Source organism: Massilia sp. 9I (assembly GCF_902506415.1).
Lineage (GTDB): Bacteria > Pseudomonadota > Gammaproteobacteria > Burkholderiales > Burkholderiaceae_D > Telluria.
The window spans coordinates 2,179,397-2,205,033 of record NZ_LR733275.1; the positions used below are offsets into that span (position 1 = coordinate 2,179,397).

The following is a 25,637-nucleotide window of genomic DNA, read 5'->3' on the forward strand; positions in this document are numbered from 1 at the left end:
CGCACCGGCCGGCCTCAAGCCAGGACGCCGGCCTTCTTCAGATAGGTGCGCAGGACGTTGCGGCTGATGTTGAGGTAGCGCGCGGTGCGCAGCTGGTTGCGGTCGCTGCTTTCCCAGGCGGCCAGCACCAGCTGCAGCTGCAGCGCTTCGAAGGTGATCTGTTCGCCCGAATCGAGCAGCGCCTGCCAGGCGGCGTGGAAGCGTTCCGATTGGCGTACCGGCGCCGGTTCGGGCTCGGGTTCCGGTGCGGGCATGGGCTGCGCGTAGGCCGGCTCGGTGGGCGCTGTGGGGGCCGCCGCCGCAACCGGCATGCCGAGCAGCGGCGACAGCCCCAGGTCGGCCGCCGTCACGCGCCCGTTGCGGCAGACCAGCAGCGCGCGGTGGATCACGTTTTCCAGCTCGCGGATATTGCCCGGCCACGGATACTGGCGCATGGCCAGTTCGCCTTCCGGCGACAGCGCCACCTCGCCCAGGTGCAGGCGCTCGGCATAGGTCGCAAGGAAGTGACGGGCCAGTGGCATGACGTCGCCCGGCCGCTCACGCAGCGGCAGCAGGGGCAGCGCGATCACCTGCAGGCGATAATACAAGTCTTCGCGGAAGCGCCCTGCCCTGACGGCGCCGGCCAGGTCGACGTTGGTGGCGGCGATCAGGCGCACGTCGATCGGCACCGGCTGGCGCGATCCCAGCCGCACCACTTCGCGCTCCTGCAGCACACGCAAGAGCTTGACCTGCATCGGCAGCGGCAGGTCGCCGATCTCGTCGAGGAACAGGGTGCCGCCGTTGGCGGTCTCGAACCAGCCCGGCTTGGCCTGCATGGCGCCGGTAAAGGCGCCCTTTTCGTAGCCGAATAACTCGCTTTCGATCAGCGTCTCGGAAAACGCGCCGCAGTTGATCGCCACGAACTTGCCCTTGCTGCGACTGCTCAAGGCATGGACGTGGCGCGCGATGAGTTCCTTGCCGGTGCCGGTCTCGCCGGTGACCAGGATGGTCGCCTCGCTCGGCGCCACCCGTTCGATCAATTCCTGCAGCGCGCGCGAACGCGGGTCGGCGAACACGAAGGCGGTGGCGCGCACCAGCAGGCTGGTCTTCGGCGCACCGGGGAAGGCCACCAGCGGCCCGGCCTCGGGATTGCCGCCACGGGCCAGCTGGGCGTTGCGCGCGAACTCCGGTGAAACATGGTGGGCGGTCAGGTTCATGCTTGGACTATAGTGGGCCGTGGTGCTCCCGACAACGAATAGTCCAACGCAAGCTTATCCGTAATGTGCATAAGCAGCATGCCTGCCCTTCCTCAAGCCGGCGCCAGCGCGTGCAGCGACAATGCGAAGCTGGCCACGGTATCGGCCAGCTCCGCGCTGCGGGCCGGGTCCACCAGGCGACCGTGTTCGTCGAAGGCGCCGGCGGCGAGCGGCAGCACGAATTGCTGCGCGAAGGGCCGCGCCTTCAGGTGCAGGAACTGCTTGCGCAGCTGTTCCAGTCCGGCCGTGCCGCCCGAGCGCCCTCCCACTGCCGACAGCAGCAGTACAGGGCGCTCATTGAACACGGCGTGCCGATCCTGGCCCAACGCCGGCCGCGACAGCCAGTCCAGCGCATTCTTGAGTACCGGCGGAAAGAAACCGTTGTATTCCGGCGACGCCACGATCAAGGCATCGTGCTGAGCGAACAGCGCGCGCAGGCGCAGCATGGCCGGCGGCAAGCCCTGGGCCTCAATGTCGGCGTCGAACAAGGGCAGCGCATAGTCGCGCAAGTCGATCCAGCGCACGCTGGCATGCGCGGCCACGGCGGCATGGGCGGCGGCGCGCGCCAGTTTCTTGTTGTTCGAGTCGCGACGGGTGCTGCCGGCGAAGGCGAGGATGCGAGGGGTGGTGCTCATGCTGGCTCCGGTGATGGTTGATTCCTGTCCAGTTGCAGGTTTCATGCCACCGCGCCGGCGGCCGGATTGCGCAGCAGCCAGCAATCGCAGGCGCGCGCTGCGCAAAAGCCAGCAAGTCCAGGCGGTTTGACGCTGGCCCGGCGCTTGCTACATCCAGGGAAACCTTCACACCTGGAACCGACACATGACTTCTTTACCCAACTCGCCGACCCAACTGTGGTACAGCTGCCGGGGCGGCGCCACCGCCACCGGCCTGGCCGTGCGCAAGGGCTGGCTGCACGCGGAATTCGCCGGCGGCGGCACCCAGCTGCGGGCGCTCGAGGAAGCGGCCAGCCGCGACATCCGCCTGTCCTATTACCACCACGGCCAGACCGGCCTGGTGCGCGAAGGCGGCAACATCCCCGCCATCTGGGCCCGCTCCGAGAACCAGAGCGCGGTGGTGGTGGGCGTCACCTGGGTCGACGAATACCAGGGCATCCTGGTGCGGCGCGACAGCGGCATCCGCGAACTGGCGGACCTGAAGGGCAAGCGACTGGGCCTGCCGCTGCGGCGGCGTGCACTGATCGACATCGGCCGCGCCAGCGCCCAGAAAGCCTTCGTCACCGCGCTCACGCTGGCCGGGCGCGATCCGCGCATTGCGCGCTGGACCCACATCGAAGCGCCCGACTTCGAATTCCCGCAGCGCAGCGGCGGCCGCGACATCGAACTGGCGGCGCTGCGCTCCGGCTATGTCGATGCGGTGTTCCTGCGCGGGGCGCAGGGCTATGCCGCCCGTGGCGAAGCCGACCTGCGCGAACTGGTCGACCTGAATCGCCTGGAGGACCCGCTGCTGCGGGTGAACAACGGCACGCCGCGGCCGGTCACGGTCGACCGCGCCTTCCTGGCGCGCCATCCCGACGTCGTGCGGCGCTACCTGGCGGTGCTGCTGCGCGCGGCGTCCTGGGCGCGCGCACATCCGGACGAGGTGGCCGGCCTGGTGGCGCTCGAGAATCCCGGCTACACGGTGGACGCGGTCGCGGGCGCCCTCGGTCCCGGCCTGCATCGCAGCTTGAGCCCGGCGCTCGGCCCCCTGCAGCTGGCGGGGCTGGCGGCGCAGAAGGACTTCCTGCTTGACTGGGGCTATATCCGCCACGACTTCGACGTCGCCGACTGGACCGATCCGGCGCCGCTGGCCGAAGCGCTGGCGTCGGAGCAGCGCGCGCCCGCGGCGGCCTTGGCGGCAGGGGCCGGCGCCCTGCGGCATGGGGTGGCCAGCCACGTCCACTGAGTGGGGCGGCGGCCGGTGATCCGGACGTGATCTCGATGCGACAACCGTCATTGCGCTACCGCAATGATTACTGTAATGTATCTTTGATCAGTCTTGAACCACAGGCAATGACCGCACCTACCCCGATTCCTGACACCTGCGCGCCGGCCGGGTCCCTGCCGGATGCGCCCAAGCTTCCCGGTCATTACGAACTCCGTGGCCGCCTGGGCGAAGGCGGCTACGGCCAGGTCTTCGAAGCCTGGGACAGCAAGCTGCAGCGCCCGGTCGCCATCAAGTGCATCAAGCATGGCGCCGGCGCCGACCTGGTGCGCGAGGCGCGCGTCGGCGCCGCACTGCGCCACCCTGCCTTCGTCAAGGTGCATGCGGTCGAGGAAGACGGCGCCACCCAGGCGATCGTGATGGAGCTGGTGCCCGGGCAAACCCTGAAGCAGGTGCTGGCCGCCGGCCCCGTCGCGCGCGCCGATGCCCTCGCCTGGACCCGCCAGATCGCCGAAGCGATGCAGGAAGCCCACGCCGCCGGCCTGGTGCACGGCGACCTCAAGCCCTCGAACCTGATGCTGGAACCCGGCGGCGCCATCCGCATCCTCGATTTCGGCCTGGCCCAGAACCTGGACGTGCTGGCCACCGCGCCCGTGTCGTCCAGCGCACTGCAGGGGACGATTGCCTACATGGCGCCGGAGCGCATGCTGGGCGCCCAGCTGGCGCCCCAGGCAGACGTGTACGCCCTGGGCCTGATCCTGTACGAGATGGTCTGCGGCGCCCGGCCCTTCGCCACGCTCGACGGCCTGGCGCTGGCGGCGGCCCAGGTCCAGACCTCGTCCGATGGCTGGACCTATCCATTGGACGCCAGCCCGCAGCTGATCGCCCTGATCCGCGCCATGACGGCGCGCCAGCCGGCCCAGCGCCTGGCCAGCATGGCCGAGGTGCTCGACGGGCTGGCGCAACTGGACACGGCGCCCACCGTGCCGGCGCGCCCGGCCAGGGCGCCGCTGCCGAAACGCACCCGCTACCTCGCAGCCGGCGCGCTATCGGTGGCGCTGCTGGGCGCCGGCGCCTGGATCGCCGCCCCGCACCTGGCCGCACTCGGCACGACGCTCGCGCCCTTCTCCGAGTCGCTCGAACTGGAGCAAGGCCTGGAGGCGGTCAAGCTGTTCGACCGCCCGGGCAGCCTGGACAAGGCTGAAGCGCACTTCCGCCGCATCCTGGAACGCCAGCCGGACAGCGCCGCGGCGGCGGCCGGCATGTCGCTGATGTATGCGCTGCGCTACCAGACCGACAAGAGCGACGAGACCTGGCTGCAGCGCGCCGACGCCAGCGCCCAGCGCGCGGCTCAGCTCAACGACCAGCTGGCCCTGAGCCACGTCGCACGCGCTTGGGTGCTCGACATGCAGGGCAAGCGCGAAGAGGCTTTGCACGCCCACGCCGAAGGGCTGCGCCTCGACCCGAACAACTACTTCGCCTGGTACGGCCAGGCCGCAGTCCTGCGCCGCATGCACCGCTACGACGAGGCGCGCACCAAGCTGGCCGAGGCGATGCAGCGCTTCCCGAAGGAGCGCATCTTCACGGACGAATTGGGCAGCGTGGAATACGAGCAGGCCAACTACCCGGCCGCCGAGCGCGCGTTCCGGCGCAGCATCGCGCTGCAGCCGGACGCGGTGATCGCCTACGGCAACCTGAATGCCGCGCTGCTGCGCCAGAACCGCGACGAGGAGGCCTTGCAGGTGCTGCAGCAGGGCCTGCAGATCCGGCCGAGCTCCAAGCTGTATACGAACCTGGGCAATGCCCTGTTCCTGCGGCAGGACTACGTCGGCGCCGCGGCGGCGTTTGAAAACGCGGTCTCGCCCACGCGCGGCGCGCCGAGCGAATACCAGCTGTGGGCCAACCTGGCCGATACCCTGAACTGGATTCCGGGCCGCGAAGCGCAGGCGCGCGCCGCTTACCAGAAGGCGCGCGAACTCCTAACACCGCGGCTGGCCCGTGCGCCGAACGACGTGCTGCTGGTCTCACGCATGGGCCTGTACGCAGCGCGCCTGGGTGACCGGGCCGCCGCCGCCGATCTCTTGCCACGCGCGATCGCGCTGGCCCCCAACAGCGCCGACGTGCAGTTCCGCGCCGCCCTCGCCCATGAACTGCTGGGGCAGCGCGACGCCGCCGTCGTTGCCATCAATAACGCCAGACGCCTGGGCTACCCGGTCAAGTTCATCGATGCTGAACCCGACCTGGTCGCACTGCGGCGCGACGAGCGTTATGTCCGGGCCGACCTGTCCGGACCACCCCGTGCTGGAGCAGCACGTCCAACGAAGTGAACTGAAAGAGACCATGGCAACCCAATACGACGTCACCATCCAATTCAACCCGGGCAACCCAATGGCCACCTGGAGCATCGACGGCAAGATCGAAGCCCTGATCGCCGCGCAAAAAGGCGACACGCTGGCCTTCAACTTCGAAATGCCCGACAGTCCGGCCATGGAATTGGCGAGCGCCATGTTGTTCGCCGGCCCGCGCCAGCCATCGACCCAAATCTCACCCTTCAACAAGACCCAGATCCCGATCGTGCAGGGTTCGAAAGTGAGGGTGGAGCACGACGGCCTGTGGGGCTTCTCGATCGCCTTCACCGCCGTGACAAAGGACGGCATCAGCAGCTTCTACTTCCTGCCCGACCCGGAACTGGAAGTCGGCTCCACCTGACGTCAATGCGGCCGCAGTAAGCGCCAGCGGCGCCGCAAGGCTTCCGCGGGCGTCTTGAGCAGCGCCGCGCACCGTTCGACGTCGCCCGCGCAGTCATCCATCGCGCGGGCGATGTCGGCGTCGGGAATGGTTTCGGGCCGCCGGATGTCCGGATGGTCTTCCAGCAGTTTGTACAGGCTCGGACGCGAGATGCCCAGCGCCTGCGCCGCGGCCTGGATGTTCCAGTCGTTGGCCGCCATCGCTTCCAGTACGTCGTGGTCCGACAGGGCCGAGGGCCGGCGCCTTGCCGTTCCAGTCTCTTCTTTCGGCGCCGGCGCCTGCTCCTGCTCCACCTGCGGCCGGGGGCTGCGCACCAGCTGGCCCAGGGCGGGCGCCATTCCTTCGCGCAGCATCAGGGCGGCACGCTGCAGCACGTGCGACAGCTGGCGCACATTGCCCGGCCAATCGTAGGCTGCCAGTTCCGCCACCAGCGCCGCCGGCAGCTCCACACCGGGGGCCTGCTGCTCCAGCATGTCGACGATCAGCACCCCGATATCCTCGCGCCGCGCGCGCAGCGGCGGCATGCGGATCACGAAGCCCGCCAGGCGGTGCAGCAAGGCCTGGTTGAAGGCCGCGGTATCCAGGTCCTGGTCGGAAGCGGCGATCAGGCGCGCCGACGAATGCCGGTCCTGCGCGGCACCCAGCGGGCGGTAATCGCCGCCCTCGAGCACACGCAGCAGCATTGGCTGCATGGCCGCCGGCGTATTGCCGATCTCGTCGAGAAAGAGCGTGGCGCCGTCGGCCTGCGCGAACAGGCCGTCGCGCGAGGCCTGGGCGCCGATATGGGCGCCTTCGGCCACGCCGAACAGGCTGGTCGCCGCCAGTGGTTCGCCCAGCGCCGCCATGTTCACCGCCACCAGCGGGGCGCCGGCACGATCGCTCAGCGCATGGATGGCGCGCGCGGCGATCTCCTTGCCGGTCCCGGTTTCGCCCAGCAGCAGTACCGGCAGGCTGGTGCGCGCCACCATGTGAATCTGTTCGCGCACACCGATGCTGGCGCTGCCGACACCCTGCAGGCCCGGTACGGCATTGTGCACCGGCAGGCGGTTCATCCAGTGCAGGCACAGCACCACGGCGCGGCCCAGGCTCAGGATCTGGCCTGCGGCGATCTGCGCGGCGCTTAAGCGCAGCGTCTGCGTCGCCACCTGGCCGTTCATTTCGACAATCATCGAAGTGTCGGGCAGGCTCACGGTGACGCCATCGTCGGCATCGCGCACCAGGCGCAGCGGCTGGCGCGAGATGCCGCCGTGGCCCAGCGGCAGGCCCTGGCCGCCGGGGCGCATGAACAGCGGAGAATAGCGGTTCAGCTCGACGATATCGCCGCTGGTACCGCCAATGAACTGCTCGCCGACGCGGGCACGCTCAGGGTGCCAGACGATGGTGATGGCGAGCAGCGGCGCCTGGGACTGGCCCAGGTCGCTGAGTGGCGAGGTCAGCGTGAAATCGGAGTTGGTCATGGGCCCTGACAATAAACACGGAAACACAAGCTGTGTCGATTGTCATTTTAACCTGCCCACGGCCTCGGCAGGAGAGTCGCGGGCGGCTCAGCCGGCGCCGGCGTTGGACGCCTGCTTGCCCTGCCCCTTGCCCGCCGACGGCGACGGTGCGCGCAGGCGGAAGCGTGGCGGGGACACTTCCCGCATCGGCATGCTGCCCTTCGGCGGGAACACGTGGGCGCGCCGGCGGTCGGCGATGTTGACCCCGGCAAAGCGGTCGGCCTGGCTGTCGCCGCTGGGCCCGGCCTGCTTATCTCCAGCGCCGGTCTGGCCCTCTTTCCACTGGCTGCCGGTGGAATCGAAGCGCACCATGAAATGGCGCTGGCGCGAGTCGACCACATCGAGCAGGCCAGGCGTGACCTCGACCTGGATCACCATGGCCGGCGTCGGCGTCAGCACGCGTTCGCCGAGGATGCGCGCCAGGCTGGCGTGATCGCGCGCCAGAAACGCGGAGGCTTCCACGAAGGGCGTGGCATGTACGATCCGGCGGCCCTCGTCATCCGTCACGGAATCGGCGGTGTCGAGGAACAGCAGTTCACCGTGCGGCCATGCGGGCGCGGTGTAGTCGAAGAAATGCGGGTCGGTGAAAAACACCTGGAAGGCCATGGCCAGCGAGCCGCCGGCATGGGCAATGTGCAGGCGCAGGCGGGCGACGGCGCTCTCGTCGCCAAACGCGGCGATGCCGTCTTCCTGGGTGCGCAGCACCAGGCCGGCCCGGCGCAGCATGTCGAAGCAGGCCGGTACCGGAACAATGCGCAAATCGCGGAGGATGCCGTCGGCAAAAAATGCGTGTCCAAACGAGACACGGAAGAGCATTTGCTGCGACGCCGGCATTTCAATTCCCTTTCGCATAATTGGCCCCAATGATTTGGCTTTAAAAACCGGATCCGAAGACGGCTTATTATTATCCTGGGCGATTGCGGCAATGCTGGGTGACCAAATACACATCCACTCGCGCAGCGTTGAATGTCCGCGCCTGACAGCAGGGCCGCATCTCTGTTTTTCGTATGTTTATCAGATGCTTGAGAAACATGATATGGAATTTATATTCAGCCCGTCAATATATTATTAAAGGTATTTTTTTACATGTAAAATGACGTGTAAATTACGCCGTTTTACACAACTGGAATATTAATCATCGGGGTCGACATAATATTATTAATCGACATCGATTAATAATGTCTAATTAGAGGAAATCAGGCAGGTGATAAATCGCCGGCCCGCCGCGTTCAGTGCGCAGCGTCGCGTCGCGCAGCACCTTGCGCGTCACGCCGCCGAGGAATAGTTTGCGGAACTGCGAGCGGCCGTAGCAGCCATTGAACCAGCAGGTCGCAGGCTCCCTGCGCGGCGAGCGCGAGCGCCAGCGCCTGCGTCACGGTGTGGTGCAGCGGTGAGGAATGACTGGCGCCCAGCTTGCCGGGCGCAGCAGAGTAGCGATGGGGGAACTTAGTTGAAGCGCCCGGTCGTCCCGCCGAGGCTGTACCGGCCGGCGCCCAGCAGGGCAATCGCCAGCGCCGTGCCGAAGAACATGGCCTGCAGCTCGAGGGCCCAGCCTCCGGTCTGGTTCATGGTGAAGAACTGGGCCGTATGCGCGAGCAGCACCGCCACCACCATGTTGATCGCGACTACCAGCGCGGCGGCGCGGGTAAACTGGCCGACCAGCATCAGCAGCGGCGCCACCACCTCGCCGATGTACACGCCGTAGCCGAACACGGCAGGCAGGCCGGCGCCCGCCAGCATGCCCTGGATCGGCCCGATGCCGCCCATCAGCTTCGAGATGCCGTGAAACAGCAGGATGATCGCGAGCAGCGCGCGCAGCAGCAGCTTGCCCGCGTCATCGTGGCCCTGGTAAGTCCCGTTCGTGGTCTGCATGATGGCTCCTTATTGTCGACTTGTATCGGCATGATCCCGGTTTGCGCGCGGCCCGGGCGCACCATTGCGCAGGATTCAGGGCGCCACGATGCTGGCCACTGGCCCGCGCCTACCCTTGCGGTCGAAGGCCGCAACACGGATCGTACCGCGTTCGAGGATCGGACCGTCCACCGGGCGGCTCGTCGCGAGCGGTTCACTGCCATCGCTGGTATAGCGCAGCTGCATCCCCGGCAGCACGTGGTTGGCCAGTACCCGCCCGTTCTCGAACACCAGGCCGGGCGGCGCGATGCGGTAGGCCAGGTTCGACCCGTCCAGATCGAGGCGCGGCAGCACGCGCTGGCCGAGGGCGTTGACGAAGCCGGTCCATGCGCTGCGGTGCAGGACGCCCGCCTTGACCGGATCAGGCGTGGTGGCCCATGCCGGGTCGGCGGCCCAGGCCCGTTCGGCCAGCGCCGCCATGCGCGGCATCACCAGGTAGTCGATGCGTGCCGGATCGCGCACGGTTTCCGCAAACAGGTTGGCCTGGATGCCGCGCACGCGGCGCTTGCCGTAGTCGGTCAGGCGGTCCTTGCCCAGACGCGCGGCCTCCGGCGCATCCTTCATGATGTCGAAGGGGACGAAGTCGTACACGGTGTCGAGGTCGACGTAGGCGCCCCAGTTCACGCCATGCTCCTCCGGATTGGCATTGTGCGCCATGTCGAAGTACATCCGCGTCACCGGCGTGAGTACGATATCGTAGCCGGCGTTGGCCAGGCGGTAGGCCAGGTCCTCTGCTCCGACCGTGTTGTTCCACACATAGGCGGTGAAGCTGCTCCGGGTGAAGTGCGGATTCGGAATCAGCTTGCGCACGCCGTCCAGCTGCGTCTTGCGCGCAGCCAGCTCCTCCCAGCCCGAGGTGAGCGCGCCGTGCTTGCGCACGATGGCGTCGACGCGCTCATAAAAGTAGTCCCACAGGTCGGCGCTGGATGCGAGCCCGTGCCTGCGCGTCATGGCGGCGCTCAGGGGCGACTTCTCCCAGGCGCCGTTGGCCAGCTCGTCGCCGCCCATGTGGATCGTCTTCAAGGGTGTCCCGGCCTCGCGGTGCAGCGCCGCGATCTCCCGCACCACGTGCTCGATGAAGGTGTAGCTCGACTCCAACCCGGGGTTGATGACGTTGTCCTTGAAGTACTGGGCCGACAGGTACTCGGAGCGGTCGTCCGGGTCGTTCAGCAGATAGCGTGCGGCGTCCCCGTTCCCTTGCGCCTTCAAGCGCTGGTAGCGCGCCCCCATCGCCTGTACGGCGGCGCGCGCATGCCCGGGCATCTCGATCTCCGGGATCACCTCGATGTGGCGCGCCTGGGCGTAGCGCAGGATGGCGATGTAGTCGGCGCGCGTGTAATGGCCGCTGCCGCCGGAGTCGCGCGGATCGGGGCCGGAGCCGAACGCCGGCTGCAGGCGCAGGCCCGGCGTGGCGCTGTGGCCGCGCACCGCACCGACCGTGGTGAGCTCCGGCAGGCCGGCGATCTCGATGCGCCAGCCCTCGTCATCCGTCAGGTGAAAGTGGAACTTGTTCAGCTTGAAGCGCGCCATCAGGTCGAGCCACTTGAATACCGTTTCCTTGCCGTGGAAGTTGCGCGCCACGTCCAGCATGAGGCCGCGGTAGCCGAAGCGTGGCGCGTCCACGATCGTCAGCTCGGGCAGGTCCAGGGTGGCGCTGCCCGGCAGCGGCATCAGCTCGCGCAGGCTTTGCAGGCCGTAGGCGACGCCGGCTGCACTGTTGCCGACGATGTCGATGCCGCCCGCGGCGCCGATCGCCAGGCGGTAGGCTTCGGGCGACTCCTGGCCGTCGACCTTGCCGACGCTCAGGCGCAGCGCCGGGCCGCCGCTCGCCGGCAAGCCGGCCGGGAACAGCGAGCGCGCCAGCGCCGCTTCGTTCGCCAGCGCGGCGGATGCCGAGATGCGGGGCTGTCCCGCCACCGCCAGCCGTCCTGCGCCGGGCTCGAGGCGCAGCGGCGTCGGCAGGACGGGCGGCACCCGCGCCGGCGGCAGCAACTCGGCGCGCGCGTTGCGCCAGTAGGTGTCTTCAGGGGTCACCGCCGAGTGTGGACTGCCGATCTTGCCGCGCTGGGCTGGCTCCGTGAGCGGCGTCACGCTGTACTGCAAGGCCACTGCCGCATCCGGCGCCGCGTCGTACACCAGGTAGGGCGCGCTGGGCGACTTCGATGGCATGAACACCGAATCGGTGTGGCGGTAAGCGAATTCCAGCGTCTGGCTAGGGGCCAGTCCCTTGAACTCCGGCCCCGGGCGCAGCCGGTTATAGCCGCCGGCGATCTGCTCCAGCACCAGTCCGGCCGACTGCGCTCCGGACGGCATCCGGTCGACGCTGGTGAAGTACAGCGACCAGCCGGATGCCGGCAGCGGCCGGGTGTCGAGGTTGGTCAGGATGAAGCGCGCCGGCGAGCCGCCCTGCGCCAGCTGCAGGTCCGCGGGTTTGCGCTGCAGCTCCCAACGCAGTTGCAGGCGCGCGCCATGCGCGACCTCGCTGGCCCGGGTGATCGATTCTGCGGCCTGCGCGGCCGGCGTCACCAGCAGCAGCGCCGCCAGCAGGGTCGAAGTCAACATCTTCTTGTCCAACTCTCTCTCCTTCAGCCCGCGGCCCTGGGTTTGGCGAACAGGCGTTCGATCTCTTCCAGCGACTTGCCCCTGGTCTCGGGCAGGAAGAACGTCGCCGTGATGAAGTACACCGCGGTGCAGGCCGCCCAGAACAGGAACATCATGTAAAAACCCAGGTTGCCGACGATCGGCAGGAAGGCGCCGGCGATCAGGGTGCCCGTGCCCTGGTTGATCAGGAGCGCTACGCCCATGCCGACCGAGCGGATCCGGGTGGGCATCAGTTCCGACAGGGCGAGCCAGACGCACACGCCGGGCCCAATCGAGAACGCGGCGATGAAGCCCGCAATGCACAGCGCCGCGAGCAGGCCGCTATTCCTGTCGGGGATCGGGCCGACGCTGGCGCGCACGATCTGCAGCGGCGCATCGGCAACCGCCTTGATGTCGATGCGCCCGGCCGCATGCACGCGGCGCGCAGCGTCGAGCGTCGCGCGTGCCTCCGGCGCCAAGGTGGCGACCAGCTGCTGCGCTCTCTCGGCAGCCGCCGGATCGTCACGCGCCTGTGCCAGCACGATGCGCTGATCTTCGGGCAGCGTACGCAGCAAGGCCTGCTCGCGCGCCAGCACCGCCTGGGACTCAGGCGTCGGCTTGTAGGCGCCGGCAACCTGCTGCTTGTCGCCAAACTGGTAGAGGATGTTCAACTGCACCGGACCGGATGCGGACCTGACGAAGCCGACCTCGCGTAGGTCGAGGTCCAGCGCGTTGTCGCGCACCATGGCCGCCACCTCGGCGCGTACGTCAACGCGCTGCGACTCGAAACGGTGGAACAGCAGCGCCAGCAGGCACAGCGACACCATGATGCCGGCAGTGCCGATCTTTAGCAGGAACACCCTGCCCTTGCGCTCGACCAGCATGATCGCGAACACCGTCATCACCATGTTCAGGATCTTGATCGCGGTGCCATAGCTTGCCGCGCTCACCGGATCGAGCCCGGCGTGCTGCAGGATGGTGGACATGAACTGCAGGATGGAGTTGATCCCGGTGGCCTGGTTGCAGCCCAGGATCACGCAGGCCAGGACAAAAGGCAGCACGTAGCGGCGTTCGGTCAGCATCTCGGCCAGCGCTGCGCTGCGCTTGAGTTTCGGACGCGCCTTTTCCTCGTCCAGCGCGGCGCCGATCTCGGCCACTTCCTGCGCGCACTGCGCTGCCGGGCGCAGGCGCGCCAACACACTCGCCGCCTCCGGCGCGCGGCCGCGCAGCATCAGCCAGCGCGGCGACTCGGTTACGAACAGGCAGCCGAGCAGGAACAGGCTGCCCGGATACAGCACGGCCAGGAACATGCTGCGCCAGGCGCTGTCCGCGGCCCTGGCCACCGCGGCGGCGTCGCTGCCGGCAGCCTGGATCGCCAGTTCCGCATTGCCCAAGTAATGGTTGCCGATGAAGGCGGCCAGCACGATGCCTGCGGTGAGCGCGAACTGGAACAGCGCCAGCCCACGTCCGCGCTGACCGGCCGGCAGGCATTCGGCCAGGTAAAGCGGCACGACCACCGCGATCACCCCGCCGCTCAGCCCTTGCAGCAGGCGCCCCAGCAGCAGAGGCACAAAAGACTGCGAAAGGTAGTTCAGCGCGACGCTGCCGACGAACAGCAGCGCGCTGACCACCATCATCGGCCGCCGCCCAAGCCAGTCGGCCAGCATGCCGGCCACCACCGAGCCCAGGATCGAGCCGCCCATCACGGCCGCCACGATCAGCGACAGCTGGCCCTCCGGCAGGCCGGTGGCGCGGTGCAGGTAGGGCAAGGCGGGATCGATGATGCCGATGTCGATGCCGTAAAGGAGTCCGCCCAGGCCGCAAACGGCGGTCAGGAACAGGAGGTGCAGGCGCTGCTGGTTCAGTGTCGACATTGCTTGCCTCGGAAACGTGCGTTGGCCGTCGTTGAAGCCTGCCGGCAGATTTCGTATTGACGGGTAATGTAGCAGATGAGTTCGCTATGACAATACCAGACGCATACCAGCAATATTTGTCAAATCTTGCGATCTGGCCCGGGCAGCCAAGCTCTCACACCGAATATGCAAGCTGGATTGGCGGTCCAGCCAATGTGTGGCACTCTTATCAAGCACATGCGGTATCCACCATCTGCCCACTTCTTCATGACCGAATCGAACCGTCGACGCTTCCTCCAGCAATCCATCCTCCTCGCCTCCGGCATGCTCGGCGCCGGCGCCCATGCGGCATCCAGCACGTCCCCAGTCGCGATGACACGTCACGGGCGAGTGCGCGGCTATCGCGACGACGGCATCCAGGTATTCAAGGGCGTGCGCTATGGCGCCGATACCGCTGCGCGGCGCTTCATGGCGCCGGTGGCGCCACTGGCCTGGGACGGCGTGCGCGACGCGCTCGAACACGGCGCATCGAGCCCCCAGTCCAGCCGTGAAGATGCGGTCAGCGAAGACTGCCTGTTCCTGAACGTCTACACCCCTGCCCTGCGCGACGGCGCCAAGCGCCCCGTGATGGTCTATATCCACGGCGGCGCCTACAACAACGGCTCGGGTTCGAGCCCGCTCTACGACGGCGTGCGCCTGTGCCGGCGCGGCGATGTCGTGGTGGTGACGGTGAACCATCGCCTCAACGCCTTCGGCTACCTGTACCTGGCCCGCCATGACGACCTGTACGCCGATTCCGGCAATGCCGGCCAGCTCGACCTGATCCTGGCGCTGCGCTGGGTGCGCGACAACATCGCCGAATTCGGCGGCGATCCGGCCAATGTGACCGTGTTCGGCCAGTCCGGCGGCGGCGCCAAGATCGCCACCCTGATGGCGATGCCGGCGGCCGCCAGCCTGTTTCACCGCGCCGCCACCATGAGCGGGCAGCAGGTCACGGCCAGCGGTCCGCTGAACGCCACCCTGCGGGCCCACGCCATCCTGGACACTTTGAAGCTGCCGCCCGAGCGGATCGGCGCGATCCGCACGATGCCCTTCCAACGGATCGTCGAAGTGCTGGGCACGCGCGACCCGGTGCTGCCCTTCGGTGGGGTCTCGTTCGCGCCGGTGCTGGACGAACGCAACCTGCTGCGCCACCCCTTCTATCCGGACGCCCCCGGCCAGTCGGCCCACATTCCGATGATGATCGGGAACACGCACGACGAAATCCGCGCCTTCCTGGGCGGCGACCCGGCCAACTTCGCCCTGAGCTGGGAGCAGTTGCCGGCCAAGCTGGCGCCGAACATGCGCGTCGATATCCAGCCCGAGGCGGTGATCGCGGCCTACCGCAAGCTGTATCCGAGCCTCTCGCCGAGCGACCTGTTCTTCAAGATCACCACCGCGTCGCGCTCCTGGCGTGGCGCAATCATCGAAGCCGAAGAGCGCGCAAAAAGCGGGAGCCCCGCCTTCGTCTACCAGCTGAACTGGGCGACGCCGAAAGATGGCGGCAAGTTCGGCGCGCCGCACGCCTCCGACATCCAGCTGGTCTTCGACAACATCGCCAAGCCCGGGGCCACGGCGATCGGGCCCCAGGCGCAGACCATGGCCGACATGATGAGCGAGGCCTTCATCGCTTTCGCCCGCAGCGGCGTGCCGGCGGCGAGAACGCTTCCACGTTGGGAAGCCTACGACCTGGCGCGCCGCCAGACCATGATCTTCGATGTCCCGCCACGCATGGAAGACGACCCGCGCGGCGCCGAACGGCGGCTGTTCGCCAAGGTGCCTTACGTCCAGCCGGGTAGCTGATTTTCACACGACAAAACAAGACAGGAGACACGAATGCGATTTTCCACCCGAGTGGCGATCTTGATGACAATGTGCTGGTGCCTGCATGCCGGCGCCGCCGAGCCGTCCACCGCTCCGCCCGAGATGTCGCGCGCGGGCATCGATGTCAAGGGCTGGGCCGACACCCGGGGCGGCGCCGGCGGCCGGATCGTGCGCGTGACGAATTTGAACGCGTCCGGTGAAGGCTCGTTCGCCGCCGCAGTGATGGAGGCCGGGCCGCGCACCGTCGTGTTCGAAGTGGGCGGCGTCATCGACCTGCAGGGTGCGACCATCCGCGTGAAGGAGCCCTACCTGACGGTCGCCGGACAGACCGCGCCCAATCCGGGCATCACCTTCATCCGCGGCGAATTCTCGGTCGGCACGCATGACGTGATCGTGCAGCACATCGCGGTGCGGCCGGGCGAGTACGGACGCGCGAAGAAGAGCGGCTGGGAAGCCGACGGCCTGTCCACCAGCGGCGCCGACAATGTCATCATCGACCATTGCAGCTTCAGCTGGGCTACCGACGAAAACCTGTCGGCGTCCGGCGCGCGCTTCAAGGGCGCGACGGTGGAGGAATGGCGCCAGGGGACCTCGCGCCGCATCACCTTCAGCCACAACATCATCGCCGAGGGCCTGCGCAATTCGACCCATACCAAAGGCGAGCATTCGAAAGGCACGCTGGTCCATGACAACGCCAGCCAGGTGCTCATCTACGGGAATCTCTACAACGCCAACCATGAGCGCAATCCGCTCATCAAGGGCGGCGCCCACGTCGCCGTCGTGAACAACCTGATTCACGATTTCGGCGCCAGGGCGATCCACTACAACCTGATCGCGCACGAATGGGGGGCCAATGCGCCGCAGCTCGGCGTCGTGACCGTGGTCGGCAACGTGGTGCGGGGCGGTGACGATTCGCGGCCGGGCGTGCCGCTGTTCAGCCTTGGCGGCTCGGGTGACGTGAGCCTGTACCTGCGCGATAACGTGGCCGTGGACGCGAATGGCCAGCCGATGCCGCAGACCGGCAGCTATACCGCCGCCGGTGCACGCATCCTGAATGCCGAAGCGCCCTACCTGCCCGCGAATCTTCAGCCGCTGCCGAGCGCACGGCTGGAAAACGCGATCTACAAGAGCGCGGGCATGCGGCCCTGGGCGCGCGACCCGGTCGACTTCAAGATCATTTCGGACGTCGCGGAAGGGCGCGGGCACATCGTCGATTCGGAAGCGCAGTCGAGCGGCTATCCGGCCTATGCGCCGACCCGCCGCGCCTTCAATCCGACTGAATGGAATCTCGCGGACATGTCGCCCCGGGCTGGCTGGGAATCGCTGTTTCGCTGAGATGCGTCCGCGCCGACGAGCCGCTGGTTAATAAGCAAGGAAGCGACAACTTGCTTCTAATCAATCAATTTATGCGCTGCGAATAGTTATTTTTGGGAAACTAAACTACCCTGAGCTGCTCATCGACTCAGCCCACTCGCGCCATGGCAAACCACATCCCCGACCCAACGCCTTCCAATTCCCTGTCGCCGGCGGCCATGCTTCCGAGTGTCGGAGACATCGTCGACGACACCACCGGTCTGTTGCGCGCCGACGGTCACCTCACCCCGGGCAAGGGCATGATTACCACCGTCCTGGCCTTGAGCCTGGGCTTCCTGAGCTTGATGGGCGTGCTGGCATTCCTGTTTCCGCAATACCTGACCACCCCAGAACTGCGCAAGGCCTACAACGTCGACTGGTGCCGCACCCTCCTGTTTTCGGCATTGCTGGTGTCGGGCACGCTCTCGCTCTTCAATATCGTGTTCGGCCGCCGCCGCAACGTCAACATCATCGCCTTTGCCTTCGTCCTGGTGACGATCGCCCTGGGCGGCTCCACGGTGCCGGTGGGCGACTTCCCGGATCACACGCCGTATCTGGGGATGGACTGGCTGGTCCTCGATCTGCTCGGCTCGACGACGGTATTCGTCATCCTCGAGAAGCTGTTCCCGCTGTATAAAGACCAGCCCATTTTCCGCAAGGAGTGGCAGACCGATCTCATCCACTTTGGGGTGAACCACCTGCTGGTCGGGTTGATGCTCCTGGTGGTGAACTTCGTCATCCACCGTGCCCAGCTCATCGTCATCGGTGAAGAAGGCATTCAGCAGTTCGTCAGCGCGATTCCTTTCCTGCCCCAGCTGCTACTGTGCCTGCTGGTGGCCGACCTGGCCGAGTATGCGGTGCACCGGGCCTACCATGAAGTGCCCTGGCTGTGGCGTATCCATTCGGTGCATCACAGCGTCAACACCCTGGACTGGCTGGCCGGCTCGCGCCTGCACATGGTGGAAATCCTGGTCACCCGGATCTGTGTCCTCACGCCGCTGTTCCTGCTTGGTTTCGACAAGGGCGTGGTCGACATGTACATCGTGATCGTCGGATTCCAGGCCGTGTTCAACCATGCGAACGTCCACCTGCCCTGGGGTCCGCTGAAATACCTGATCGTAACGCCCGACTTCCATCACTGGCACCACAGCAGCGAGAAGGTCGCCATCGACAAGAACTACGCGGCCCACTTCGCCTTCATCGACTACCTGTTCGGCACGGCCGTGAAAACGGACAGGCAGTTCCCGGAGACCTACGGGGTCGTTGGCAGTACGGTCCCCGGTGGTTACTTGAAACAGCAAACGTATCCATTCAAGAAGTCGTGAAGATCGCCCTGTGCTGGGGCGCCGCGAAAAGTCTGCATTGTGCCTTAGGCCACACTGCCAAAATCGTGCTTCGCAGCCAGCACGCGCGCCAGCGCTGTCTCGGGGTCTAATCCAGCCATCATCTGGTTGATGATCTCTTGCTTGTCCTCCGATGTCAGCTTCTCGCAGGCCTGTCGGTGCGAACAGAAATACGCGTACCAGGCCACGTCCGCCGGCCGTTCTTTGCGCGGCTTGAAGCGTGCCGGCACCTTGGCGCGCATCGCTGCCGCGTACGCCGCCAGATGCGCATCGATGGCGCTCCAGTCGAAGCCGGCGACGGCGCGCTTGTCGGCTTCCCAGTCGCCCTGGTAACCAGGCGCTGGCCGCAAGGTCTCCCTGTTCACCGCGAGGCAGGCCAGATTAGGAAAGCCGTGCGAAGCGCAAAAGCTTTCCACGAACTGGAGCTTGGGACCAATGCCCACCGGTACCGCGCGGCCGAGCACCTCGTCCTTGGAATGCAGGGAACGCGCAAGCGTGAGCAGGTCGCCGTAGGTGATCGGCATGCCCGAGAGACGCATGGCCTGGCGTGCGAGCGCCTCGACGAGGCGCGCGCCGATCTCGATGTCGTTGAAGGTAAATGGAATCATTCCGGATACAGGTTGCATGAGGCGTCCATTATGCAGCCAGACCGGGCAGGAAACAAAAAAGCCGCTGATCATTCAAGTAGAACGATCAGCGGCTCACTATAGTTCGTACAACTCAGGGATGGATTTTACTCCGCTTATTCCCACTCGATGATCAATGGATGAGCTAAGCCCTTGAATTTAAACGAATCTGTCATCCACGTCCTCATCAATACCATAGACGGTGCCAGCGAACCGACCGGCATCCCGCTTGAATTTACGAGGCCGCCGTTGAGCGCCAGTTTCAAGCCCTCGACTTCGCAGTTTCCTTATTGCGCTTGTCGACACTCTCACGCCATCTGGATAGATTCTCGATGTCGCCGGCCAGCTCGTCAGGATCCGGAACTGGCAACCTGTCGACCATTGTGGCGGCATCGTGCTCGAACTTTGAGCTCTTGGTCATACCGGCCTCTACCTCGCGATAATCATCGTCCGTTACGATGACAGACTTCAGACGTTGGGTCGACACACCTTCGCCGAAGCGCTGGACTGCATTATTGAATAAGACCTCCTCGACGCAGCGCTCCCACGCAAGACGGAGGCGGCCGTAGCAGCTGAAGGTCAGGAGTCGCTGTCGGTCATCGTCGCCTTCTTTCTGGGCTTTACGAATATCCACCAGCATCTGCTTGAGGAGCCCGACTCGGTCTTTGGTACCAAGCACATCGAAAGGAAGCTGCTCGGTACAGACGCCGAATCCCTGGCCAGTCCTCCGGATGTAATTCTTCGTCAGTACGCCTCCCGCCTCCCTTACCTTCTGCTCGAGGATGCAAAGGAAATAGATATCATGGGTGAATACGATGACCTGACGCTGCAAGCATTCGATCGCCAGGCGCTCGGCTACCTCCCAGCGGCGCCGGTGATCAAGCGACGACACAGGATCATCGAACACAATGCCGCCGCGCCCCTTGCTCAGCTTGATCTCCGCAAGGAACGATGCGATCGCAATTGCGCGCTGTTCTCCTTCGCTGAGAATGGCCGCGGGCGACCGACCGCCCGGCATTTGTAGCGTCAGCTTGAACTGGGTTTTTCCGCCTGGTGACTCCGGCTTCATTACGACCTGGAGATGATGCACCTTCAAACGTCTCAGTTCGTCGTTAAGAGCGTCCGCCAGTTCCTGGCTGGCCGTTGTCCTTGAGAGCTCGGTCGACTTTCGGGAAATGGCGCGAGTGTCCATGCCTTCGATACAGGCCTGCAGCTTTCGGCAAAACTCATGCTTCGCCATGGTCTCGAGGACCGCTGCCTTGACCTCGGCAAGCCGGCGACGGGCCTCGAGCTCGAGCTTCTCGGCATGCATCGCGGTCCGAACCTTTTCGTCAGCAGTTGCTTCCAACGCCTTCGCCTGTTCCAGAAAATGAGCAATCGTGACACGCAGCCTTTCTTGCGGGTCTTCGGGAAGCGCAATTATCTCTTCCCATCTGAGCTTTCCTCCTGCTGCGAGCAACGCCGCCTTCTGACAGGCGCCAAGGCACTCCTGCATCGACGCACAGGCCAGGGCGAGATCCTGATCGATCTCCGATAACTCCTCAACCAGGCCATCCCGAAACATGATGTCCGTGGCGGCGTGCTGAATGGCCCTGAACGCTGTTGCAGCGGTGTCGCGTGCATCCTTCGCTGCATTCTGGGCTGCCTGCTTGATAAATGCGTCGAACTGTACAAGGCGTGCCGCTCCATCTTGCCCGAGCGCGTTCTGGCACAGCGGGCATGCCGCGTGCTCGGGAAGCCCCGGGAACTCATGCGTCGAGTGGCAAATTTTTGCAAAGCTTCGAGCGGCTTCGAAGAGTGTTTTCCACTCGTCGCCGCCGGTCCCCAGCAGTTGGCCTGGTGTCTGCTTGAATTCGTTCGAGGCGAATTCCGCAGCCGCCTTGGCGGCGTTGGACTTCTCGATCAAGATCCGCAGTTGGGCAATCTTCTCCGCATTAATGAGCGAGGTCGCTACGGCGATTCGGTCCTTCAGCCCCGTGAAACGGGCAGCCTTGTGGCGCAGTGCCTGTGCCTTTTGCTTCGGATCCGCCTCAGCCAGGACGGTCGTCAAAAGCGACAGCCGCTCCATCTCACCGTCGGCGAGTGTCGCCAGGGCTTCGATCTGCTCGGGTTTTGTTTTCGCAGGAATCCCAAGTAATGCTTTGCCCACGGCGGTCGGCTCCTTTGCCAACGCTGCATAGGCGGCATCGGTAGGACTGTTTGCCCCCATTTCCTGCGTAGCACGGACTTTCAGTTTATTGCATGCGCCGACCAGTCCCTCGAGAATATCAAGACCATAGGGGGTATATGCAAAATCGCCATGGTTGTCGATGTAGGCGCGAGCGCAGTGGGTGTCGAAGATCGAGATGTCCGACAGTGGCTCCGGCGGATGGCTACCGTACTGCCAAGGCAATTCGGCCGGTGTCCCGTCGATGACAGCTTCGAACACGGCCTTTGCGACGCCAACCGTCTTCGGGTCAAGGTTGGCATTCGGGAGGATGGGCTCACGCCGATCTCGCGCGCGACAAGCGTGTTTGAACACCCGTGAATAGCCGGACTTCCCCGCTCCATTCTCGCCATAGATAACAGTCAAACCGTCGAGTGCGATTGGTACCCGCCCGCCGTCCGCCAGGGCGTTGATATTCGCAATCTCTTTAAGACCGGACAGCTGAACCAGCCGCGATGCAGCGGCCGCCGGGGCAATTTGAGCAGTATCGAGCTTTTTGGGAATGCGTCCCTCTTTGTCTGGAATCTGTGACTCTGCCTTTGCCAAGGCGTAGAGATCTTCCATGTCGGCCGCGCTGAGATTCCGGTCGGAATATAACCGGGCGATGGCGTCTTGCTGCCAAACCGTCAGGTCTTTGGACCACTCGTGAATTTCCTGCAATATTGTCATCGCCCCTCCGTTAACTCTTTCTTATTACAAAGCAGTTAATGGAAAGAATAGCATGTTGCAGAAGCGAAATTGAACAAATTATCACGAATGCAGTAGTGTCCAGACCGCTGCATCTTCGCCCATCCCAAATCGCTGTGGCCACTGTCGAGCGCGTTCAAAGACGCAGCATGCACGCGAGGGTGGTTGATGCCGATGTTACAGGCGGAGCAGCTCGACGCACCGAGAGCCTCCGTCACTAGAGTTCGCGGTAGACCCTGGCCGAGATGGCCGCCGTAAGGAACGGCGCCAGTACCAGCAGGGAGCCGCATCCGCGAAAGCAGGCGGTAAGGGCGTCACACCGGTAAGTGCTTATGGGCCAGCCACGCGCCAGTGCGCCCAGAGTTGCGCCGGAGGTGGTGTCAGGGCAGAACGCGCGCGGCGCACGGCGGCGGGATTGATGCGCTCGCCAAGCACATCGGCCACTTTTTCCAGCTAGCTGCGCGAGAGTCCCATCTTTTGGCCGACGCGCATGTGCGGCCGCAGCTGCGACTCGACTCCGCTCAGTGCCCACAGCATGCTGACGGTCGCCAGCTCGCGCAACTGCCAGTCGAGATTGTCGCGCTCGAAAATGTCGCCACTCGAATATCAATGGTTGAGCTAAGCGCCTAGATTTAAAGCGTTTTTTGACTACCGGCGTCGCATTTCTTCGTCAATACCTGCCCCCCGACCTAAACATCGAACGCGAATCGAGTTACGGCCGGGCCGAGATCTTAGAGAGCCGCTTTGACACCGGTGCACACGTGGACGAGCAGGTAGCGAACGACATGATAGCGATGCTTATCGGAGCTGACATCAAGTCGGTAGCATAGCGAGCCAAGAAGTCCGAACCGGGTTACAAGTACGTTACGTGCATCGACAAGCGGTCAATATCGCGGTTTCAAATAGCCGCGTCGGGTACATCGCAGCTGTTATGATAGTCCGCCATCGCAGAGACGCTGGTTTAGGCCCAAATTCCAATCACCCGAATGATGCACAAGTCGAACCGTCCCCACTCAAGCACTGCTTCGTTCTGGGACACCGTCACCAGCGTCCCGACCACGTCTAACGAAGCTGCGGTCGAATTACAAATCGTGATGCCGCTTTTGTTCGCACTCGGTTTTGGAATTGATGACATCGCTGCGAAGGTACCGGTCGCCCTAAAGGAAGGCACCAAGCGTGGGCGACCGTTCGAAGCCGATTTTGTTGCATACTCGGCGGCATTGCACGATCGCGACACGTCGCTGCTTGTAGTGGAAGCCAAGGCGCCCGGCGAATCTCTGGACGAAGCCCGCAAACAAGGCGAGTCATATGCCCTTGCGCTGCGTGCGCCAGGACTGCTTGTAACGGATGGCGTACACCTTCAGGTATGGCAGCTTCAGCCAACGCTGGAGAACACGCTCGTTTTCGAGTCCCCCCTCTCGGTTATCAAGGACAAACGAGGGGAGCTTGAGCAACTCATTGGGAAGCAGGCGCTCATCGCTCACTCAGCCAGCCTGCTACACAAAAAACTTGCCCCCTCGCCCGACTTTTGGGCCTATGAGTCGGCCGAGATGCGCCGAGCGCAAGGAAGCAGTACAGCTATAAGCCGGGTATTGCTTGCAGAAAGTGGAGAACGCGTCCACTCAGCGAATTTGCTGCCGAATTACCCGCAGGGAGCGGTGATCACCGCGCCATCGGGCTACGGTAAGTCGACCTTGGCGACGGTACTTCTACGCGAAGGCATTGAACAACGTTGGCATGCCTCGGAGTTGCCGTTGCCGGTCGATGTTCCTCTTGTCGATCTGCACGAAAGTAATGATTCGCTCATCGATTTTGTTCACGCCCGCATTGCCGCTCATCTTCCGCAGCTGACCGTATCAGCGATACAGGATATTGCGCGTCGCCAGGGCTTGTTGCTGATTTGCGATGGGTATGATCGAACCGAGCAGGCTGGGCGCCCGTTCCTGGAGGCACAACTGCGGCAGATTGGCCGCGACTACCCCAAGTCAAGGCTCTTCGTGTTTTCTCGCGGTTCGGTGGCACCTCACTTGCCGTTGCCACGCCTGAAACTCCAATCGCTTGATCCAGCCGAGCGCAGATCGATGGCAACAGCGATGGCCGGAGTCGACTTCCCGCTGTCTTTGATGCCGCGACTGCTTGTGGATCTCTGTGAAATCCCTTTGGTCCTGGGGCGAGTTATTGCATTCTGGCTGGCAAACCGGCGTTTCCCGAACCGACTGGACGAACTTTTTGAATACTGGGTCCAGCAGTTCACCGTGGATCCGTCGCTACCTCCGACGCAGATTGTCCTGCGCAGAAAGATTCTAACTGTGCTTGCCCGCGAGCTGGGTATCAGAAGTCTTACCCCGAGTGAGGCTTTGGACTTGACCCTTGCGAACGGGGCCGGCCACCAAATATTCGACGCCCTAGTTGAATGTGGAGCACTGGTGATGTCGACAACGTCGGTCGAATTGGTACATGAAGGACTCGCGGACCACTTGAGAGCGCGTACCCTTGCAGCACTACCGCACGACGAACTTTACTCCGCCTTGGCGGCAATCGATGTTGACGAAGAATCACTCATGCCTGTCCTGCTTATTGCGCTGCTTGAGGATCCGGACTCACGTGCTCATATCTGGAAGCGGCTGAGGGAGATGTCCTTACCCAGGTATATTGATGCGATCCGTTTTTCGGGGATCGAGGACGACCTATATTCTAGATACAGCCACGAAGTTGTTGAGCAGAGGCTTGCTGAGGAAATGGCTGACAGTATAGAGTCTCTGGTAGATGCTTTTTTCCCCTCCATTTCCAGCGAGATTAAAGGCTCCCTTGCAAATCGGCCCGATCCAGTTCCAGGGATTTGCCTGGTTACGAAGATATCGCTCGAGCCTGATGCTTGTCTGGTCTACAGTCTTCAGCCTAGCTCCGCTAACACCATTAGGATAGAACGACCGTCATCGGACATGACGAGGCACTACATCAGTTTGGCAGCTGATCAGATTGGCGCGCATAGTGGGCGATATCTTGGCGCGATTGCAGTTCGAAACGGATTAAATGAAGTCGTCCAGCACCGACGATTTCGCGGCGGGATTCTTCTGGCCAACGAGCGCACCATCGGCCGGCTGAGATTTCTACATGAAGCGTATCAATTTCCAACCGATCCAGCCGAACCATTGAACATGCTTCTGGACCGACTCCAGGAGATAAAGCACATGCGTGAAGCGGGGGGGGCGTTCGGTAGCTCCGCGCCCTCGTTCACAATCATGAGCATGATTGAAGATGTCGAGCTGCTTTTGGCAAGCGGCTTTGACCGACTTGACTGGTGGTGGCTGCAATACGGCATGCTTACTGATATGACTGCAAATTCGCGAAATATTGAACGATATTTGCAGGAGCATTACAGACGGATGACGGCGCTTTACTTCGAGATAGTAATCGCCAGCTTCGAGCGGGTGTCTAAACAATTTTCTCTGTTTCAGGTTGCGCCGGTGCGCTGGGACCTCGTTGTCACCCCATCGTCGTATTCGGACCTTCCTACAGAGTATTGGCGCTGGCTTCCTGTTGCCAACGAAACCGACGCTGGCACAGATGTCACGTTCTACGACAGCGAGCCCTTAGAACATATACGCGAAGAAGAACATGACAGCCTTCTGGAGCTGGAGCTGCGTCGTCTTGGACGTAGTGCGAATCATTACTCTATAAGTGGTTCGCGTTCAATTCCCGATCCTGGCAGTCGTGATTGGCGCGGACAACTTACAGGCGAAACGTCAGCGATGCGGGCGGCGGTTCGTTTTATCGAAGACGATGTGAAATTTTTGTTTCGCGACCTTCCAGCGCGCATCCCATCGCTTTGGTGCTGATCAGCGTATCTGCTGA

General features: G+C 64.2%; 17 protein-coding genes. 7 read left to right on the top strand and 10 right to left on the bottom strand.

From position 1 onward, the window contains the following. Positions 1-14: 14 nt before the first annotated feature. Both GV068_RS09860 and GV068_RS09865 read right to left on the bottom strand, forming a co-directional pair. Positions 15-1,196, bottom strand: a complete 1,182-nt coding sequence (locus tag GV068_RS09860; protein WP_159697152.1) for a sigma-54-dependent Fis family transcriptional regulator — start codon at positions 1,194-1,196, stop codon at positions 15-17. Positions 1,197-1,288: 92 nt separating this feature from the next. Then, positions 1,289-1,870 carry an NADPH-dependent FMN reductase gene (locus tag GV068_RS09865; RefSeq protein ID WP_159697153.1) on the bottom strand — a complete coding sequence of 194 codons (582 nt, stop codon included), beginning with the start codon at positions 1,868-1,870 and terminating at the stop codon, positions 1,289-1,291. A 184-nt stretch (positions 1,871-2,054) separates the two neighbouring features. On the opposite strand from GV068_RS09865, the gene GV068_RS09870 reads away from it, so the two are divergent. The 3 genes from GV068_RS09870 (at position 2,055) to GV068_RS09880 (ending at position 5,825) form a co-directional block, all read left to right on the top strand. Then, positions 2,055-3,137, top strand: a complete 1,083-nt coding sequence (locus GV068_RS09870) for an ABC transporter substrate-binding protein (protein WP_159697154.1) — start codon at positions 2,055-2,057, stop codon at positions 3,135-3,137. 107 nt (positions 3,138-3,244) lie between these two features. Next, entirely contained in the window at positions 3,245-5,443 is a 2,199-nt protein-coding gene (locus GV068_RS09875; protein ID WP_159697155.1) for a serine/threonine-protein kinase, read from the top strand. Positions 5,444-5,456: 13 nt separating this feature from the next. Continuing rightward, the gene (locus GV068_RS09880; protein WP_159697156.1) at positions 5,457-5,825 is read left to right on the top strand and encodes a hypothetical protein; all 369 of its coding nucleotides are present in this window, start codon (positions 5,457-5,459) and stop codon (positions 5,823-5,825) included. Positions 5,826-5,827: 2 nt separating this feature from the next. On the opposite strand, the gene GV068_RS09885 is transcribed toward GV068_RS09880, so the two are convergent. From GV068_RS09885 to GV068_RS09905, 5 genes are all read right to left on the bottom strand, one after another. After that, entirely contained in the window at positions 5,828-7,321 is a 1,494-nt protein-coding gene (locus tag GV068_RS09885; RefSeq protein ID WP_159697157.1) for a sigma-54 dependent transcriptional regulator, read from the bottom strand. An 87-nt stretch (positions 7,322-7,408) separates the two neighbouring features. After that, complete coding sequence (locus GV068_RS09890) at positions 7,409-8,176, bottom strand: hypothetical protein (protein ID WP_159697158.1); 768 nt, start codon at positions 8,174-8,176, stop codon at positions 7,409-7,411. 630 nt (positions 8,177-8,806) lie between these two features. Beyond that, positions 8,807-9,232 (bottom strand): DoxX family protein, encoded by a 426-nt coding sequence (locus GV068_RS09895; protein WP_159697159.1) that lies wholly within the window; start codon positions 9,230-9,232, stop codon positions 8,807-8,809. 75 nt (positions 9,233-9,307) lie between these two features. After that, positions 9,308-11,845, bottom strand: coding sequence for a family 20 glycosylhydrolase (locus tag GV068_RS09900; RefSeq protein ID WP_229463981.1), 2,538 nt, complete (start codon positions 11,843-11,845; stop codon positions 9,308-9,310). Between the two features lie 11 nt (positions 11,846-11,856). Further along, positions 11,857-13,725, bottom strand: a complete 1,869-nt coding sequence (locus tag GV068_RS09905; protein WP_159697160.1) for an MFS transporter — start codon at positions 13,723-13,725, stop codon at positions 11,857-11,859. Positions 13,726-13,971: 246 nt separating this feature from the next. Between GV068_RS09905 and GV068_RS09910 the strand changes: the two genes are divergently transcribed. The 3 genes from GV068_RS09910 to GV068_RS09920 all read left to right on the top strand — a co-directional run bounded on the left by GV068_RS09910 (position 13,972) and on the right by GV068_RS09920 (position 18,245). Beyond that, on the top strand, positions 13,972-15,546 hold the full coding sequence (locus GV068_RS09910; protein ID WP_201303270.1) for a carboxylesterase/lipase family protein: 1,575 nt from the start codon (positions 13,972-13,974) through the stop codon (positions 15,544-15,546). A 33-nt stretch (positions 15,547-15,579) separates the two neighbouring features. Then, the gene (locus GV068_RS09915) at positions 15,580-16,902 is read left to right on the top strand and encodes a polysaccharide lyase family 1 protein (RefSeq protein WP_159697162.1); all 1,323 of its coding nucleotides are present in this window, start codon (positions 15,580-15,582) and stop codon (positions 16,900-16,902) included. A 197-nt stretch (positions 16,903-17,099) separates the two neighbouring features. Next, entirely contained in the window at positions 17,100-18,245 is a 1,146-nt protein-coding gene (locus GV068_RS09920) for a sterol desaturase family protein (protein ID WP_229463983.1), read from the top strand. 44 nt (positions 18,246-18,289) lie between these two features. Here GV068_RS09920 and GV068_RS09925 read toward each other — a convergent pair whose 3' ends face one another. The 3 genes from GV068_RS09925 to GV068_RS25480 all read right to left on the bottom strand — a co-directional run bounded on the left by GV068_RS09925 (position 18,290) and on the right by GV068_RS25480 (position 22,319). Next, entirely contained in the window at positions 18,290-18,889 is a 600-nt protein-coding gene (locus GV068_RS09925) for a hypothetical protein (protein WP_159697164.1), read from the bottom strand. A 262-nt stretch (positions 18,890-19,151) separates the two neighbouring features. Then, the gene (locus GV068_RS09930) at positions 19,152-21,764 is read right to left on the bottom strand and encodes an AAA family ATPase (RefSeq protein ID WP_159697165.1); all 2,613 of its coding nucleotides are present in this window, start codon (positions 21,762-21,764) and stop codon (positions 19,152-19,154) included. Positions 21,765-22,235: 471 nt separating this feature from the next. Continuing rightward, positions 22,236-22,319: a hypothetical protein gene (locus GV068_RS25480; protein ID WP_229464543.1), complete on the bottom strand. Its 84-nt coding sequence runs from the start codon at positions 22,317-22,319 to the stop codon at positions 22,236-22,238. A gap of 449 nt (positions 22,320-22,768) precedes the next feature. Here GV068_RS25480 and GV068_RS09940 point away from each other — a divergent pair, with 449 nt between their 5' ends. Beyond that, on the top strand, positions 22,769-25,621 hold the full coding sequence (locus tag GV068_RS09940) for a type I restriction enzyme HsdR N-terminal domain-containing protein (protein WP_159697166.1): 2,853 nt from the start codon (positions 22,769-22,771) through the stop codon (positions 25,619-25,621). Positions 25,622-25,637: the final 16 nt, after the last annotated feature.